Here is a 14,226-nt window from a genome sequence, read left to right as displayed (position 1 = left end):
CTGACGACGGTGGCCCGCCGCGGCCCTGGCAAGCTCGAGCCCATGCGCAAGCTCTACGTGATCGGCATCGGTGCAGGCGACCCCGACCAGGTCACCGTGCAGGCGGTCAAGGCGATGCGGCAGGTCGAGACGTTCTTCGTCATCGGCAAGGGGGAGGCCAAGCGGGAACTGGTCGACGTGCGGACGGCGATCTTGGCCGAACACATGGATCGGCCGTACCGGATCGTGCCGATCGCCGATCCGCCGCGGGACCGCACGGCCGCCGACTACGTGGACGTGGTCGACGACTGGCACGATCGCCGCTCGGCACTGCTGGAATCGGCGTTCGCCGCGGCCGACGGCGTCGGCGGCATCCTGGTCTGGGGTGATCCCGCGCTCTACGACAGCACGCTGCGGATGATCGAGCGGGTGCTCGCCCGCGGCGTGGTGCGTTTCGACTACGAGGTGATTCCCGGCATCACCAGCGCGCAGGCCCTGGCCGCCCGGCATCGGATCGTGCTGCACGGCATCGGTGAGCCGGTACGCATCACCACCGGCCGTCGCCTGCGCGACGAGGGACTCGGCGCGGAGAACGCCTTGGTGATGCTGGACGGCGACTGCTCGTTCACCACGATTTCGGCCCCCGACGCGCACATCTGGTGGGGCGCCTACCTCGGCATGCCGGACGAGACGTTGATCGAGGGGCCGCTGTCGGAGGTGAGCGAGGAGATCGTGCGCCGCCGCGCCGAGCTGCGCGACCGGAAGGGCTGGATCATGGACATCTATCTGCTGCGCCGCGGGGAGTGAGCCGCCCGCTGCCGTGTGCGAACCGGGCAGGTTGTCGGTAGGGCTGGGTAGTCTGAACCCCGTGCCTGAGCTACCGGAAGTGGAGGCGTTGGCTCAGTTCCTCCGGGAGCATGCGGTCGGCGCCGTGGTCGGCCGCGTCGACGTGGCCGCGTTGAGCGCCGTCAAGACGTTCGAGCCCCCGGTCACCGCACTGTCCGGTCGAGACGTCACCGGCGCGGGGCGCTGGGGCAAATTCCTCGGCATGGAATGCGACGGGCTGTGGCTGGTCACGCACCTGTCGCGGGGTGGATGGCTGCGCTGGATCGATGAGCCGAGCCCGACGCCGCCCAAGCCGGGCGGCAAGAGCCCGCTGGCGCTGCGGGTGCACTTCTTCACGCCCGAAGGGGCGACACCAGCGTTCGACCTCACCGAGGCCGGCACGAAGAAGCGGCTCGCGGTGTACGTGGTGGCGGACCCGAAGGCGGTGCCCGGTATCGCGCGCCTGGGCCCCGACGCGCTGGAGGTGACCGAGGCGCAGTTCGCCGAGATCCTGCACGGCACGTCCCAGCGGATCAAGACCGCGCTCGTGGACCAGGCGCTGCTGGCGGGCGTCGGCAACGCCTACTCCGACGAGATCCTGCATACGGCGCGGATCTCGCCGTTCGCGAACACCAAGACCCTTCCGGCGGACAAGGTGGCCGAGCTGTACACCGCCATGCGCACCGTGCTCACCGACGCGGTGCGGCGCTCGGTCGGACAGGACGCCGCCCGCCTCAAAGGCGAGAAGCGCTCCGGTATGCGGGTGCACGCGCGGACCGGGCAACCCTGCCCGGTCTGCGGCGACACGGTCCGCGAAGTCTCCTACGCCGAACGGTCCTTCCAGTACTGCCCGACCTGTCAGACCGGCGGCAAGATCCTCGCGGACCGGCGGATGTCGCGCTTGCTGAAGTAGCGGCCCGGCTCAGGTCAGCGTCGGGACCCGCACGCCCTGCCAGGCGAGTCGTTTCTCCCGGTCGGGGTCGTGTTCCACGCGCGTGGGGTAGTCGATGATCAGGGTGGACCTGCGGGCCTCCGTGTAAGCGGGCCAGGACGGCAGCGGAGTTCCGGTGCGCGCGAAAGCCAGCCAGTTGTCCTGGAACTGTTCGGTGACCGCCCGCAATCCGCGTCTGCCGCCCGCGGCGGTGAAGGCCCGGCCGATCGGCGTATCCGTCACGCCGAAGACCGGAATGAGATCGGTCGCGTGCGTGGCGCCGATCCCGGCGAGTTGCAGGGCGCGCGGGGCGAAGTCGTAACGGTAGGCGTAGGTAGGCGCGTGCCTGCTGTGACCTTCCATGACCGTCACCGAAGGACGCCAGAAGGTGTAGTCGCCACCCGCCCGCACCGCGGCCTTCGGCCGCGGATAGCCGGAATACGCCGCCTTGATCCTGGACTCCGCCTCGGTGGAGTTACCGAGCGCCGAGCGCAGCCGGTCCGGGGTGGTGGGCAGTTCGTCGGCGAACCTGGCGAACAGCGTGCCCTCGTCGCGGTTGGTGCCGATGATCAGCGGCACCCGGTGCGCGGAGCCGTCGGTGATCGCGTCGACCGGGGAAACCGGCAGGAACTCGCCGTCCACCACCGGGCACACCGGAAAGGCGCCGGGCTGTTCCCGCACCACCTGGCCGATGGTGCGGTCGACCGCGCGGCGGATGTCGTTGGCGCCTGCGGTGCGCAGGGCGGTGTGCGCGGTGTCCGGCGTCGCGCCAAGCGCGGCGACGCAGCGGCGCGCGAAGCCGCGGGCTTCCTCGGCCGTCACTGCCCAGTCCGCGGGTGGGCTCTGAGAAATGGCCTGATGGAAAAGCCCTTTGGCTTTCGGTGTGGCCAGGAGACCGAGTACGGCATGCGCCCCGGCCGACTCGCCGAAGATCGTCACGTTGCCCGGATCGCCGCCGAAGGCCGCGATATTGGTGCGCACCCACTCCAATGCGGCGAGCTGATCACGCAAGCCGAGGTTGGAGTCGAACGGTTCCTGCGCGGTGCCGAATTCGCTGAAGTCGACGTAGCCGAACGCACCCAGCCGGTAGTTCAGCGAGACCACCACCACATCGCCACGCAGCGCCAGTCGCGCGCCGGAGTACAGCCCGAGCGCGGAGGTTCCGATGAGATAGCCGCCGCCGTGGATGAACACCAGCACCGGGCGCGGGCTCGCCGCCGGTGTCGCGGGCACGGTGACATTGAGTGTCAACGCGTCCTCGCTGGTCGGCTGATAGGCGCGCGGCCCGATCCGTGCCCCGGAGCGATGCTGCATCGCCGCGGAGGTGAAGTCCGTCGCCGCCCGAACGCCGGACCAGGGTTCGACCGGCTGCGGAGCGCGAAACCGCAGGTCTCCGATGGGAGGAGCCGCGTAGGGAATGGACCGCCAGCGCAGGACGCGGCGGCCCCTGCGACCGCGGACGACTCCGTCGGCGGTCGCGATATCCGTTGTTGCCACCATTTAGAAATGGTAGCTACGCGCGCCGCGCCTCCAACAGGCGCAGCCAGAACTCGCTGACCGCCGGGAAAGCTGGCACGGCGTGCCAGAGGGTGGACAGCGGCACCCCGCCGACCACGGCGATCGTCGCCGCGTGCAATTGCTCGCCCACGTCGGGGCCCACGAAGGTGGCGCCGAGCAGCGTGTCGGTGGCGCGGTCGATCACCAGTTTCGCGTGGCCCGCGTAGTCGTCCCGGGACAACGCCGACCCGGCCACCTCGATGTCGAGTTCGACGGTCTCCACCGAGTGCCCCGCGTCCCTGGCCGCCGCCTCGGTCAGGCCGACCGCCGCGACCTCCGGCGCGGTGAACACCACTTGCGGCACCTTGCCGTGATCGGAACTCGCCACGAACCGCGGATCCTCCAGCGGCTTGCCCTCGGCCCGCGCGGCGATCACGTCGCCGCACACCCGGCCCTGGTACTTGCCCATGTGGGTGAGCGCGGCGCGGTGGTTGAGGTCGCCGACCACATACAGCCACTCGCCCTCGACATCGCGCGCGGTGAGGTGGTCGTCGACCGCGATGTAACCGTCGGACAGCCCGACCGCGTCCAAGCCCAGCCCTTTCGTGGCCGGTGCGCGCCCGGCCGCCACCACGATCTCGTCCACCTCCAGCGCCGACTCGCCTTCGGGACCCCGCAACCGGACCGTGACGGAACCGCCGTGGATCCGGCCTTCACCGGTGTCCTTCGCGACCGGGCGCTCGACGGAGGTGGGCTCGGTGCGGAAACGCACTCGCACGCCCGCGTCGGTCAGCGCCGCCGCCACCCGTTCGCCCGCGAACGGCTCGTTGGCGGCCAGCAGCGCCGAGCCGCGCACCAGCAGGGTGACCTCGGCCCCGAGCGCGGCCAGCCAGGTCGCCGCCTCACTGGCCACCACGCCGCCGCCGACCACGGCGACCCGGCGCGGGACCTCGTGCAGATTGGTGGCGTCGCGGGAGGTCCACGGCAGCGCGGCGCGCAGGCCGGGCACATCGGGCACGTTCGCGGTGGTGCCGGTGGCGAGCACCACGGCATGCCGGGCGCGCAACTGCCGCCCGTCGACCTCGACCGAGCGCGTGCCGGTCAGGCGGCCGGTGCCGCGAACGACGTCGATGTGGTTGCCGCGCGCCCAGTCGACCTGGGCGGAATCGTCATGGTCGTGCACGAAGGCGTCGCGCCGCCGCAGCACCGCCTCGACGTCGAGGCCGGTGGCCGAAACGCCCGGCATCGCCCGCGCGGCCGCCAGGACGTGGCCCGGTCGCAACAGCGCTTTGCTCGGGATGCAGGCCCAATAGGAACATTCGCCACCGATGAGTTCACGCTCCACGATGGCGGCCGTGCGGTCGCTGCCCGCGACGGCGTAGGCGGCGGCGTTCTCGCCCGCCGGTCCGCCACCGATCACGATGACGTCGTAGTCGGCTGGTGTGCTCGACATCGCCGCGCCTACTGCAGGTAGCCCTCGACCTGCGAGACCGTATTGGCTTGGACCGCGTCCGGGGATTGGCCCTGATCGATCCGCGCCCGGCGGTGACGGAGCAGGTCCCAGGCCTGATCCAGCATCACTTCCAGTTCGGCCAGGCGCTGGCGTTCGGTCCTCGGGTCCAATTCGCCGCGAGTCGCCTGCGAGCGCAGCTGGTGCTCCTGGTCGACCAGTTCCTTGATCCGCGCCAAGATGTCCTGTTCGCTCATGGTCCGTCCTTTCCGGCAGGTGCGGGGCTCCGCGTGATCACGCTGCGCTGCCGCCTCCGGGCCTGTTCGCTGACCCCGACCATGCTACGGCCGGGCGAGGCACGCGGCGGCCTTCGGGACGGCCGCGGCGAGTTCCGGCCAGGACAGCGCCGTGTAGCCGAGCGCGACGCCGAAGTGGTCCCGGCGCGATCCGAGGTGATGTCTGGCCAACCCGTCCAGCGCGACACCGTGCGCCAGGCCTTCCGCGACCACGCGCAGCTCGTCCTCGGCCGACTCCACCGGCACGACGACGTGCGAACCCGCGTCGTCGCCGAGCACGCCGAGTCCGCGGCGGCGCAGTTCGGTCACCGCCAGCGCCCGGCGCGGCGGCAGCATGCGGCGCAGCCTGCGCAGGTGCCTGGCCAGATCACCGTGTGCGGCGAAAGCGGCGAGCACGCGCTGGCCCGCCGTGCTCGGGCCGGTGCCGGTGCGCTCGCGGTGGGCGAGCACCGCCCCGGCTATCTCCGGAGCGGCGAGCAACCAGCCGACACCGAGACTGGGGGACAGGATCTTGCTAGTCGTGCCCAGGTGGACGACGACGTCCGGAGCCATGGTGGCCAGCAGCGGCAGCGGCGCGGTGTCGTAGCGCAATTCGCCGTCGTAGTCGTCCTCGATGACCAAGATCCCGGAGCGGCGCGCATGCTCCACCAGCTCGACCCGTCGCGCCGCGGGCATCCGCGCGCCGAGTGGGAATTGATGCGCCGGAGTGCAGTACACCGCTTTGATCCGGGACGGCAGCGCGTCGACGCGCAGTCCGTGCGCGTCGACGGGAACCGGGACGACCTCGAGACCGGCCGCCGCGAATGCCCCTGCGGCGCGCTGATAGCCGGGATCCTCCATGGCGACGGCATCGCCCGGCCGCAGCAGCGCCACGGCCAATTCGCCTACGGCGGAACTGGTTCCCGCCGTCGCGAGCAGCACGGTGTCGCTGCCCGCGCCGATCCCGCGGTGGCGCAGCAGATGCTCGGTGACCGCCGTGCGGAACTCCGATTCGCCCGCGCGGTCCTTGCGCACGAGCGGGGAGTGGTCCGCCGCGGCGCGCCAGGCGCGGCGCCATGCGGCGGGATCGATGGCGTCGACGCACGGCGCACCGGGGCCGAGGTCGAACAGCTGCGGCGCGGCGTCGGTGTCGTCCACGGCGTCGGTGCGCGCGGGCGCGGCGGCCGGTGCGGTCGTCAAGTAGGTTCCGGAGCCGCGTCTGCCGTCGAGCCAGCCCTCCGCGTGCAATTGGTCGTAGGCGGCGGCGACCACTGTGCGGCTCACGCCGAGCCGCCCGGCCAGCGCGCGAGTGGACGGCAACCGGTCGCCGCCGCGCAGCGGCCCGCTGGTCGCCGCGCGGCGCAGTTGGTCGGCGATCTGCACCGACAGCGGTCGCGCCAGGTCGCGATCGAGGTCGAGGGGAAGGTCGTCCAGCACGGCTCCTCCTCGAAGTGGACTGCTGAGAATCATTTGAATTGGCACTTTGATAATGCCATTAGCGGATCGATGCTGGGTTCATGACCGAAACAGTCAGCCCACGGGCTCCCCTCTCGCCGACGCCGCGCAGCACGCCGACCCGGCTGACCGACCGTGCCCGCACCGATCGCGCCGACTTGGACGCGGTGCTCGACGCCGGGCTGATCTGCCACTTCGGTGTGCTGCTCGGCGGCACGCCGGTCGTGTTGCCGACCGCCTACGGCCGCGACGGCGACACGCTCTACCTGCACGGCTCCACCGGCGCGGGAAACCTGCGCGCGGCGCTCGCCGCCGACATCTCGGTGGCGGTGACCTTGGTCGACGGCGTGGTCTACGCGCGTTCGGCCATGCACTTCTCGATGAACTACCGCTCCGCGGTCGTGCTCGGCCGGGCGCGGGAGGTGACCGAGCACGACGAACGCCTGCACGGGCTGCGCGTGATCGTCGAGCACGCCGCACCGGGCGCGTGGTCGCGCGTGCGGCCCCCGAGCAAGAAGGAGCTCGCCGCCACGAAGGTGCTCGCTCTCGACCTCACCGAGGCATCGGTGAAGGTCCGTGCGGGCGGCCCGAAGGACGACCCGTCGGACGTCGACAACGGCGGCGTGTGGGCCGGTGTCCTCCCGCTGCGCCAGATGTGGGACGCCCCGATCGACTCCACGGACCTGGACCCCGGCGTCCCGGTCCCCGCGGACGTCCTGGAGCGCTCGGCCTCCGTCCGCTGACCACTTGTGGGGTGTGGACGACGAGCACGAGTCCGGAGGTGGCGGCGAGATCGACCGCTGAGCGTGAACGGCCGCTCGCGTTTTCGTGCGCGTCACAGCGGGTGCGGCGCGTCGATCCGCTGCGCGGGCGTGGACTCGTGGCGGGCCGCCGAGGCGGATGGGAGGCAGGCGAGCAGCGCCGCGAAGGCCAGCAGCCAGAGGCTCCACAGCACATAGCCCACGAAGTTGGTCTGCGCCATGAGCGGGATGTCCAGCGGGACGAGTACTCCGCTGAGCACCAGGACGGCGCAGACGTAACCGAGCACGCTCCACGCCGCGGGCATTCTGTGCCGCAACGCGATGGCGACCAGGGCCGTCCACGCGGCGGTGAGGGTGTATCCGGCCGTCTCGCCGAGGCCGGTGCCGAGCGCCGCGCCCAGCACCTCGAAAGTGCGCACGGCCGAGGAGCCGGGGCCTTCCTCGGCGGCCCGCGCCGCCAGCGCCGGAACCGCGACGGGCCAGCGCAGCAAGCCGATCGCCTGCACGGCGGCGGCCGCGACGCCCGGCGCGACGGCGGCGCGCATGGCCGGTGTGCGGTCCAGCTTGCCGATCAGAACCGCCAGCGGCGCCAGTGCGGCGGCTGCGACGGCCAGCACGACGAACCAGGCGACGACGGCGCTTTGGTTGTGCCGGAACAGGGTGAGCACTTCGGCCGCGGGTTCGCGTAACACGTGCGGATAGTCGAAGGCCGAGCCGAGTCCGGCGAAGGCGACGTTCAGGGTGATCGGCGCGGCCACCAGCAGGGCGATGGCGGGCCAGGGGCGTGCGGGCATGGCGTCTCAATTCTGGCTGTACGGGGTACAGGTAGCTGTACGGGGTACAGTCAACCGCGTGGCAACGGCGAAGTCAACACCAGGAGAACGCAGGACCAGGCCCGAGCGACGGGCGTTCAGCGACACGCAGATCGTCGATGCCGCCATGGAACTCATGGACGAGGGCGGTGTCGCCGCGGTGTCGATCCGATCGGTCGCGACTCGGCTGGGCGTGAATCCGAACGCGGTCTACACCTACGTCGCGAGCCGGGCCGACCTGGAGCGCGCGGTGGTCGAACGGGTGCTCGGAGCGGTGCCGGTCGCCGTGCTCGCCGACCCGGGCGTCGAACCCCGCGCGGCCGTCCTGGAATTCGCCCGTGGACTACGAACCGAGGTGCGGAGACATCCCGCGGTGGCGGGGTTGATGATGAGCGCGCCCATGGACGGCGACGCCGCACGAGACGTCGGGGAGGCGTTGCTGAACTGTCTGGCCAGAACCGGCCTCTCCGAGGAGGACTGCGCCCGCGCGGCCTACGCCGTGATGGTCCAGGTCATCGGCTCGCTCGCCATGGAAGTCGCGGAAACCGACGGAAGACCACCGCTGGCGCCGGAATCCGAGCGGATCGCCGGTCGCGCGGCCGCGTTCGACACCGTCGACGGTGATCGTTGGCCGCGCACCCGGGCGAGTGCCGCCGTACTGGCGCAATGGATCTCGGACGCGCAGTTCGACTGGGGACTGCGCGCGCTGCTGGACGGATTGGTGCGGCGCGACGGTCAGAACCAGAACGGGGCACCATAGCCGGTCGTTTGCGCGGTTGCCCTTTTCGAATCGGCCCGTACGGTGACAAAAGGCATGGCCGAGGCCGGTGAAAGGCAACCGCTGACATTCAACGGGGTATTCGTGTGCGCGAAAGTGTAAGGGAATTCGGATTCCCCGTCGATTTCCGCCGCGCCGACCACCGCCGCCGTGACCGAACCGGGGGCCAGATTCACCGCGAGTTCGCCGGCGACGCCCGCCTCGACGCCGATACTGGGCTGGATGGCGACGGCGGCGCCGACGCTGACGCTCGGCGGCGCCATCAGTTGCAGGGAGGGCATCATCATGTGCTGATCGGGCATGTTCATCTGCAAGGAGGGCGCCTCCCAGGTAAGGGACCCCTCCAGGCCGAAGGAGGGCGCGATCCCGGCGTTGATTCCGACGCTGGGTGAGATACCGATCGAGATGCCGTTGGAGATGTCGACCGCGCAGCCGACCAGATATCCGACGGCGATCTCTCCGCCGCGCAGCGCCGTGGGGCCGTCGAGAGACACCGAGAAGTCTCCGGACACCCGCACCGAGTGCACGAACGGAATTCCCGGCGCGATGTCACCGGCGGCCGCGAAGTTGTTGGCGTTCGCCGACGCGATCAGATGCAGTCCACCGGCGTTGATCTCTCCTGGCGCGGCGCCCGCTGCGGAATCGGAAACAGCGAAAGCGCCGGTAGCGGTCACCACCACCGCGATGATCGCGGCGAGAGTACGCGAATGCCTTCGGTTCATCATGCTCCAGTCGAGTATCGATGGAATCGGAACTTCTTGCGCGAAACGGACTTGCACGGCAAATGGGTCGTCGCGGCCCTCGCTCGGCATACGCCGCAGACTTTATCGGGCAGTGCCGCCGACGACGGTGATCCTGCCGACACGGCGAGTCGGCCGACCCGACCGATCGCGGTCGTCGGCATTCGCGCGAATCGCCGTGACCGGCGAGCGAAACTATCGGATTTCATACCAGGTCGACAAAACTCACCGCTGTTCGCCGAAATTTTGCGCGTGTCGTTTGAACTCACCGCGCGAAAATCCGTGAGTCGGCTGCGCGCCCGTGGATATGCCCGCCCTCGGCGGGCGCGCCCGTGGCTCGGCGTGTCAGTTCGCGGGATTCACCACGCGGATGCGTGCAAGCCCGCGGATTTCGCCGCGCGCACCGCCAGTTCGCGCAGCACACCGGCGGACTCGATCCGCTCCGGGTCGAGCGAGACCAAGCTCAGCACGTAATCGTCGCCGATACGGCAGAGGTAGCCCGAGAGTCGGGTGCGGGGCAGTCGCGAACTGGTGAGGCCGGGATGGATGGCGCGAGCGGCGACGCCGGTGCAGCGGTGTGGGCCGAGTTCGAGCAACGAGGCCGGGAGCGTGCCGATATTGGAGCACAGAACGTCTCGTTCGCCCGCACCTTTGGACAGTGCGTAGGCCCAGCGGTCCGGAATCACCTGGAGGAGTTCTTCGGGCATGTCGTTCGGCGCGGACATGCGGTGCTCATAGGCGGAACGGGCCAGCGCGCGGATTGTCGCCGGGGTGTCGGCGCGGGTGATCGCGATGCGCGTCATGGCGAGATCGTTGTCGACGCGGGGTTCGTCGCGGGTGTCGACGGGCAGACTGGTCTCGATCGTGTCGCCGGGAAACCCGCTGTCCCAGAGCACGCTCGCGACGAGGTGGATGAACAGGCTGTTGGCCGTGCCGCCGTCGCGCGCCGCCACGCGATCCCACTCCGCGGCCGGGCATTGCAGGATCGCGCTGTGCGTCGCGTTGTCGGCCCTGCGCGTCCGCTCGTCCCGGCTCGGCGCGGCGGGTTGCCGCGGAACTCCGTGCCGTAGCGCCGCCGCGGTACCGCGCAGGACGATCGACCACTGGCGGCGGGCGTCGGCCCAGTCCGATTCCCGTGCGGAGAGATCCGCCGGACGTACCCGAGCGCCGCCCAGGGCGTCGTCCACCGCGAGCACCAGCGCGCGCCCGTCGGCCAGCACGTGCGAGCACGTGAGGGAGACGACCGAACCACCGTCATCCAGCGCCGCGGTCGAAAGCCGCCACCCAGGGCCGTATTCCGGATCGAGCCCGGCGCCCTGCGCGTCGGCCCAGTCGAGCAGGTTCGTGACCGGGAGGACGCCCTCGGCGCGGCGTATCGGATACGCCCGGACATTCGGCCGCCAGGCCCGGCGAGCTCCCGGCACGCGCGGGCGAACCACTCTGCGTCCCAACGGGCCCGACCGCAACGCCTCGTGCACCCGCACCAGCAGTGCGGGGTCCACCCGGTCGGCTGTCCGCCACAGCCCCTGCAAGGCGATCGGCGTGCCGAGCCCCCGGTGGCCACGCAGGAAGATCTCGTCGACGACGCTCAGCCGGCCCATGAGGCTCAGGCGCGAGCGCCGTGCCGGCCCGCGCCGGCCGCGAAGCGCTGCGCGCCGTCCAGCGCGCCGTCGGCCAGCGCCGTCAGCCCGTGGCGGAACTCGTTGCGCAGCGCGGACTCCTCGGTCATCCCCTCCTGCTCCAGCATCGACATCCGGTCCGAGCGCAGGCAGGTCTGCGGCAGCGCGGCCAGTTCGGCGGCAAGCGCCTCCGCCGCGCGGCGGGCTTCGCCGGTGGGCACCACGCGATTCACCAGCCCGATTCGCAGCGCCTCCTCGGCGGCGACCGCGCGGCCGGTGAGCACCAGGTCCATGGCGCGGCCCGCGCCGATGATCTGCGGCAGCCGGACAGTGCCGCCGTCGATCAGCGGGACGCCCCAGCGGCGGCAGAAGACGCCGAACGTGCTGTCCTGTTCGGCGACCCGCAGATCGCACCACAACGCGAGCTCGAGCCCGCCCGCCACCGCGTAGCCGGAGACCGCGGCGATCACCGGCTTGGACAGCCGCATCCTGGTCGGTCCCATCGGGCCGTCACCGTCCTCGGCGGCCCGGTTGGAGCGCTCGGTACCGAGTGCCTTCAGGTCGGCTCCCGCGCAGAAGGTGCCGCCGTCGCCCCATAGCACCGCGACCGCCGCATCGGGGTCGGCGTCGAACTCACGGAAGGCGTCGGCCAGCGCCGCGGCGGTCGGCCCGTCCACGGCGTTGCGTGCTTCGGGCCGGTGCAGGATCACGGTCGTCACGGGGCCGTTGCGTTCGATGAGTACCGTCACGCGCTCGACCATACGCCGTAAAAGCACCCTTGTGTGAAGAAATGAATTCGTGCTTCACTTCTTGGGTGGCCTACCGCAGAACTCCCGCTGTGCAGGCCCGCCTGGACGCTCAGGCGGGGCTGATCGTGCAGGCCGCGACGAAGGTGCTTTCGCGCGGCGGCTACGCCGCGCTGTCCATGGCGGCGGTCGCGACCGAGGCGGGCTTGGCCACCGGCACCGTCTACAAGAACTTCGACGGCAAGTCCGCGTTGGTGCGGGCGGTGTTCCGGAAGGTGGTCGCCCGCGAGGTCGCCGCCGTGGCCGCGGCGGGCGCGCTCGGAACGGCCGTCGAGCGGGTCACCGCGGCCGTGGAGACCTTCGCGGGCCGCGCGCTGAAGAACCCGAACCTGGCCTACGTGCTGCTCGCCGAGCCGGTCGACGCGGCCGTGGACAGTGAACGCCTGCACTTCCGGCGGGCGTTCGCCGAGACCTTCGAATCGGCGGTGGCCGAGGGCATCGCGCGGGGCGAGATCCCGCCGCAGGACCCGAGGATCAGCGCGGCCGCGTTGGTCGGCGCGATCGGCGAGGTGCTGGTCGGGCCGCTCGCCGACGCGCCGCACGGCGAATCGGTCGTCCCCGAACTCACCGCTTTCGCGATGCGCGCACTCGGCGTGCGCGACGACCCGGGCGCGGGTGGCGCCCGGCTGGAAACAGGAGTGTCAGATGCAGACGCATGAAGTCTTCAACCAGGTGCCCGACATCGTGCCGTTCGACGTGTCGCGAAATCCGGCGCTGCTCGAGGGCCTGCACCGGGAAGGGGCGGGCTGGGCGGAAGCCGAAGTGCGAGAACTGGGCGCGCTCGCAGGCGGCGCGCAGGCGCAGGAGTGGGGCAGGCTGGCCAACGAATACCCGCCGGTGCTGCGCACGCACGACCGTTACGGGCACCGCATCGACGAGGTCGAGTTCCATCCGCACTGGCACGACCTGATGCGCGTGGCCGTCGAGCACGGCCTGCACGGCGCCCCGTGGCTGGACGACCGGCCGGGCGCGCACGTGGCGCGTGCGGCGAAGTTCTACACCTGGGGCACCGCCGACGCGGGCCACATGTGCCCGATCTCGATGACCTACGCGGTGGTCCCCGCGTTGCGGCACAACCGGGAACTGGCGGCGAAATACGAGCCGCTGCTCGGCTCCCGCGTCTACGAATTCGGGTTGCGTGAGCCGTCCACCAAGGCCGGGCTGATCGCGGGCATGTCGATGACCGAGAAGCAGGGCGGCTCGGACGTGCGCGCCAACACGACCACCGCGACGCCGCAGCCGGACGGCTCCTACCGGATCGTCGGCCACAAGTGGTTCACCTCCGCGCCGATGTCGGACATGTTCCTCACCCTGGCGCAGGCGCCCGGCGGCCTGTCCTGTTTCCTGCTGCCCCGGGTGCTGCCGGACGGCACCCGCAACCCGATCCGCATCCAGCGACTGAAGGACAAGCTGGGCAACAAGTCCAATGCCTCTTCGGAGATCGAGTACGAGAACGCCTCGGGCTGGCTGGTCGGCGCGGAGGGCGCGGGCGTCAAGACCATCATCGAGATGGTGAACATGACCAGGCTGGACTGCGTGATCGGCTCCGCGACCGGTATGCGGGCGGGCGCGGTGTACGCCGTGCACCACGCGCGGCACCGGAAAGTATTCGGCGCCGAGCTGATCGACCAGCCCGCCATGCGCAACGTGCTGGCCGACCTGGTGATCGAGTCCGACGCCGCGACCACCGTCATGATGCGGCTGGCCGGGGCCACCGACCGGGCGGGCGGCGATCCGGCCGAGGCGGCACTGCGGCGCATCGCGCTCGCGGTCACCAAGTACTGGGTGTGCAAGCGGGCGCCCGCGCATGCGGCCGAGGCGCTGGAATGCTTCGGCGGCAACGGATATGCCGAGGAATCCGGTATGCCACGGCTGTACCGGGAGGCGCCGCTGATGTCGATCTGGGAGGGGTCGGGCAATGTCGCCGCGCTGGACGCGCTGCGTGCCATGGGGCGTCAGCCGGAGACGGTCGAGGCGTACTTCAACGAAGTGTCGCTCGCCAAGGGCGAGAATCCGCGCCTGGACGACGCGATCGCCCGGGTCGGCAAGGAGTTGTCGGATCTCAACGACATCGAGTACCGCGCGAGGCGCGTCGTCGAGCTGATGGCGCTGGTGCTGCAAGGCGCGCAGCTGGTCCGGCACGGTCATCCCGCCGTCGCCGACGCGTTCTGCGCGACCCGGCTCGGCGACGACTGGGGCATCGCGTTCGGCACGCTGCCCACCGGCGTCGACACCGGCGCGATCATCGAACGGGCATTCGTCTGAGCTTGCCGAGCAACCGGGGACCGGTTCGGGTGA

At 70.9% G+C, this 14,226-nt stretch carries 14 protein-coding genes; 6 read left to right on the top strand and 8 right to left on the bottom strand.

Annotated features, from left to right (window positions below; genetic code table 11):
* The first annotated feature begins 42 nt into the window (after positions 1 to 42).
* Both cobF and ACIHAX_RS18165 read left to right on the top strand, forming a co-directional pair.
* Positions 43 to 786 carry a precorrin-6A synthase (deacetylating) gene (gene cobF, locus ACIHAX_RS18170; protein WP_397278589.1) on the top strand — a complete coding sequence of 248 codons (744 nt, stop codon included), beginning with the start codon at positions 43 to 45 and terminating at the stop codon, positions 784 to 786.
* A 61-nt stretch (positions 787 to 847) separates the two neighbouring features.
* Positions 848 to 1,717 (top strand): Fpg/Nei family DNA glycosylase, encoded by an 870-nt coding sequence (locus tag ACIHAX_RS18165; RefSeq protein WP_397278587.1) that lies wholly within the window; start codon positions 848 to 850, stop codon positions 1,715 to 1,717.
* Positions 1,718 to 1,726: 9 nt separating this feature from the next.
* Here the strand turns inward: ACIHAX_RS18165 and ACIHAX_RS18160 are convergent, their stop codons facing one another.
* From ACIHAX_RS18160 to ACIHAX_RS18145, 4 genes are all read right to left on the bottom strand, one after another.
* Entirely contained in the window at positions 1,727 to 3,235 is a 1,509-nt protein-coding gene (locus ACIHAX_RS18160; RefSeq protein WP_397278585.1) for a carboxylesterase/lipase family protein, read from the bottom strand.
* A gap of 13 nt (positions 3,236 to 3,248) precedes the next feature.
* Complete coding sequence (locus tag ACIHAX_RS18155; protein WP_397278583.1) at positions 3,249 to 4,685, bottom strand: dihydrolipoyl dehydrogenase family protein; 1,437 nt, start codon at positions 4,683 to 4,685, stop codon at positions 3,249 to 3,251.
* 8 nt (positions 4,686 to 4,693) lie between these two features.
* The gene (locus ACIHAX_RS18150; RefSeq protein WP_355074698.1) at positions 4,694 to 4,939 is read right to left on the bottom strand and encodes a DUF2630 family protein; all 246 of its coding nucleotides are present in this window, start codon (positions 4,937 to 4,939) and stop codon (positions 4,694 to 4,696) included.
* An 84-nt stretch (positions 4,940 to 5,023) separates the two neighbouring features.
* The gene (locus ACIHAX_RS18145; protein WP_397278581.1) at positions 5,024 to 6,394 is read right to left on the bottom strand and encodes a PLP-dependent aminotransferase family protein; all 1,371 of its coding nucleotides are present in this window, start codon (positions 6,392 to 6,394) and stop codon (positions 5,024 to 5,026) included.
* Positions 6,395 to 6,474: 80 nt separating this feature from the next.
* Here ACIHAX_RS18145 and ACIHAX_RS18140 point away from each other — a divergent pair, with 80 nt between their 5' ends.
* Complete coding sequence (locus tag ACIHAX_RS18140; RefSeq protein ID WP_397278579.1) at positions 6,475 to 7,155, top strand: pyridoxamine 5'-phosphate oxidase family protein; 681 nt, start codon at positions 6,475 to 6,477, stop codon at positions 7,153 to 7,155.
* Positions 7,156 to 7,247: 92 nt separating this feature from the next.
* Here ACIHAX_RS18140 and ACIHAX_RS18135 read toward each other — a convergent pair whose 3' ends face one another.
* A complete protein-coding gene (locus ACIHAX_RS18135) occupies positions 7,248 to 7,967 on the bottom strand; it encodes a DUF4386 family protein (protein ID WP_397278577.1) in 720 nt (239 codons plus the stop codon).
* A 58-nt stretch (positions 7,968 to 8,025) separates the two neighbouring features.
* Between ACIHAX_RS18135 and ACIHAX_RS18130 the strand changes: the two genes are divergently transcribed.
* Positions 8,026 to 8,745, top strand: coding sequence for a TetR/AcrR family transcriptional regulator (locus ACIHAX_RS18130; RefSeq protein ID WP_397278575.1), 720 nt, complete (start codon positions 8,026 to 8,028; stop codon positions 8,743 to 8,745).
* Here ACIHAX_RS18130 and ACIHAX_RS18125 read toward each other — a convergent pair.
* From ACIHAX_RS18125 to ACIHAX_RS18115, 3 genes are all read right to left on the bottom strand, one after another.
* Positions 8,721 to 9,485, bottom strand: coding sequence for an MspA family porin (locus ACIHAX_RS18125; RefSeq protein ID WP_364428719.1), 765 nt, complete (start codon positions 9,483 to 9,485; stop codon positions 8,721 to 8,723). The two genes, ACIHAX_RS18130 and ACIHAX_RS18125, sit on opposite strands and share 25 nt — an antisense overlap.
* Before the next feature lie 377 nt (positions 9,486 to 9,862).
* A complete protein-coding gene (locus tag ACIHAX_RS18120) occupies positions 9,863 to 11,104 on the bottom strand; it encodes a hypothetical protein (RefSeq protein WP_397278573.1) in 1,242 nt (413 codons plus the stop codon).
* Positions 11,105 to 11,109: 5 nt separating this feature from the next.
* Positions 11,110 to 11,883 (bottom strand): crotonase/enoyl-CoA hydratase family protein, encoded by a 774-nt coding sequence (locus tag ACIHAX_RS18115; RefSeq protein WP_397278571.1) that lies wholly within the window; start codon positions 11,881 to 11,883, stop codon positions 11,110 to 11,112.
* A 53-nt stretch (positions 11,884 to 11,936) separates the two neighbouring features.
* Here ACIHAX_RS18115 and ACIHAX_RS18110 point away from each other — a divergent pair, with 53 nt between their 5' ends.
* Positions 11,937 to 12,587, top strand: a complete 651-nt coding sequence (locus tag ACIHAX_RS18110; RefSeq protein WP_356963809.1) for a TetR/AcrR family transcriptional regulator — start codon at positions 11,937 to 11,939, stop codon at positions 12,585 to 12,587.
* Entirely contained in the window at positions 12,574 to 14,193 is a 1,620-nt protein-coding gene (locus ACIHAX_RS18105; RefSeq protein WP_364428727.1) for an acyl-CoA dehydrogenase family protein, read from the top strand. Before ACIHAX_RS18110 ends, ACIHAX_RS18105 begins: the two co-directional genes overlap by 14 nt.
* Positions 14,194 to 14,226 lie beyond the last annotated feature (33 nt).

It is taken from the genome of Nocardia sp. NPDC051929 (assembly GCF_044548645.1).
GTDB lineage: Bacteria > Actinomycetota > Actinomycetes > Mycobacteriales > Mycobacteriaceae > Nocardia > Nocardia sichangensis.
Note: the sequence above shows the minus strand (reverse complement) of the source record. Positions and strands in the feature narration are given on the sequence as shown.

Coding starts and splice junctions, on each gene's coding strand:
- ACIHAX_RS18120 (WP_397278573.1), bottom strand. CDS start 11,104: ATGGGCCGGCTGAGCGTCGTCGACGAGATCTTCCTGCGTGGCCACCGG.
- ACIHAX_RS18125 (WP_364428719.1), bottom strand. CDS start 9,485: ATGAACCGAAGGCATTCGCGTACTCTCGCCGCGATCATCGCGGTGGTG.
- ACIHAX_RS18115 (WP_397278571.1), bottom strand. CDS start 11,883: ATGGTCGAGCGCGTGACGGTACTCATCGAACGCAACGGCCCCGTGACG.
- ACIHAX_RS18160 (WP_397278585.1), bottom strand. CDS start 3,235: ATGGTGGCAACAACGGATATCGCGACCGCCGACGGAGTCGTCCGCGGT.
- ACIHAX_RS18105 (WP_364428727.1), top strand. CDS start 12,574: ATGCAGACGCATGAAGTCTTCAACCAGGTGCCCGACATCGTGCCGTTC.
- ACIHAX_RS18140 (WP_397278579.1), top strand. CDS start 6,475: ATGACCGAAACAGTCAGCCCACGGGCTCCCCTCTCGCCGACGCCGCGC.
- ACIHAX_RS18135 (WP_397278577.1), bottom strand. CDS start 7,967: ATGCCCGCACGCCCCTGGCCCGCCATCGCCCTGCTGGTGGCCGCGCCG.
- ACIHAX_RS18150 (WP_355074698.1), bottom strand. CDS start 4,939: ATGAGCGAACAGGACATCTTGGCGCGGATCAAGGAACTGGTCGACCAG.
- cobF (WP_397278589.1), top strand. CDS start 43: ATGCGCAAGCTCTACGTGATCGGCATCGGTGCAGGCGACCCCGACCAG.
- ACIHAX_RS18155 (WP_397278583.1), bottom strand. CDS start 4,685: ATGTCGAGCACACCAGCCGACTACGACGTCATCGTGATCGGTGGCGGA.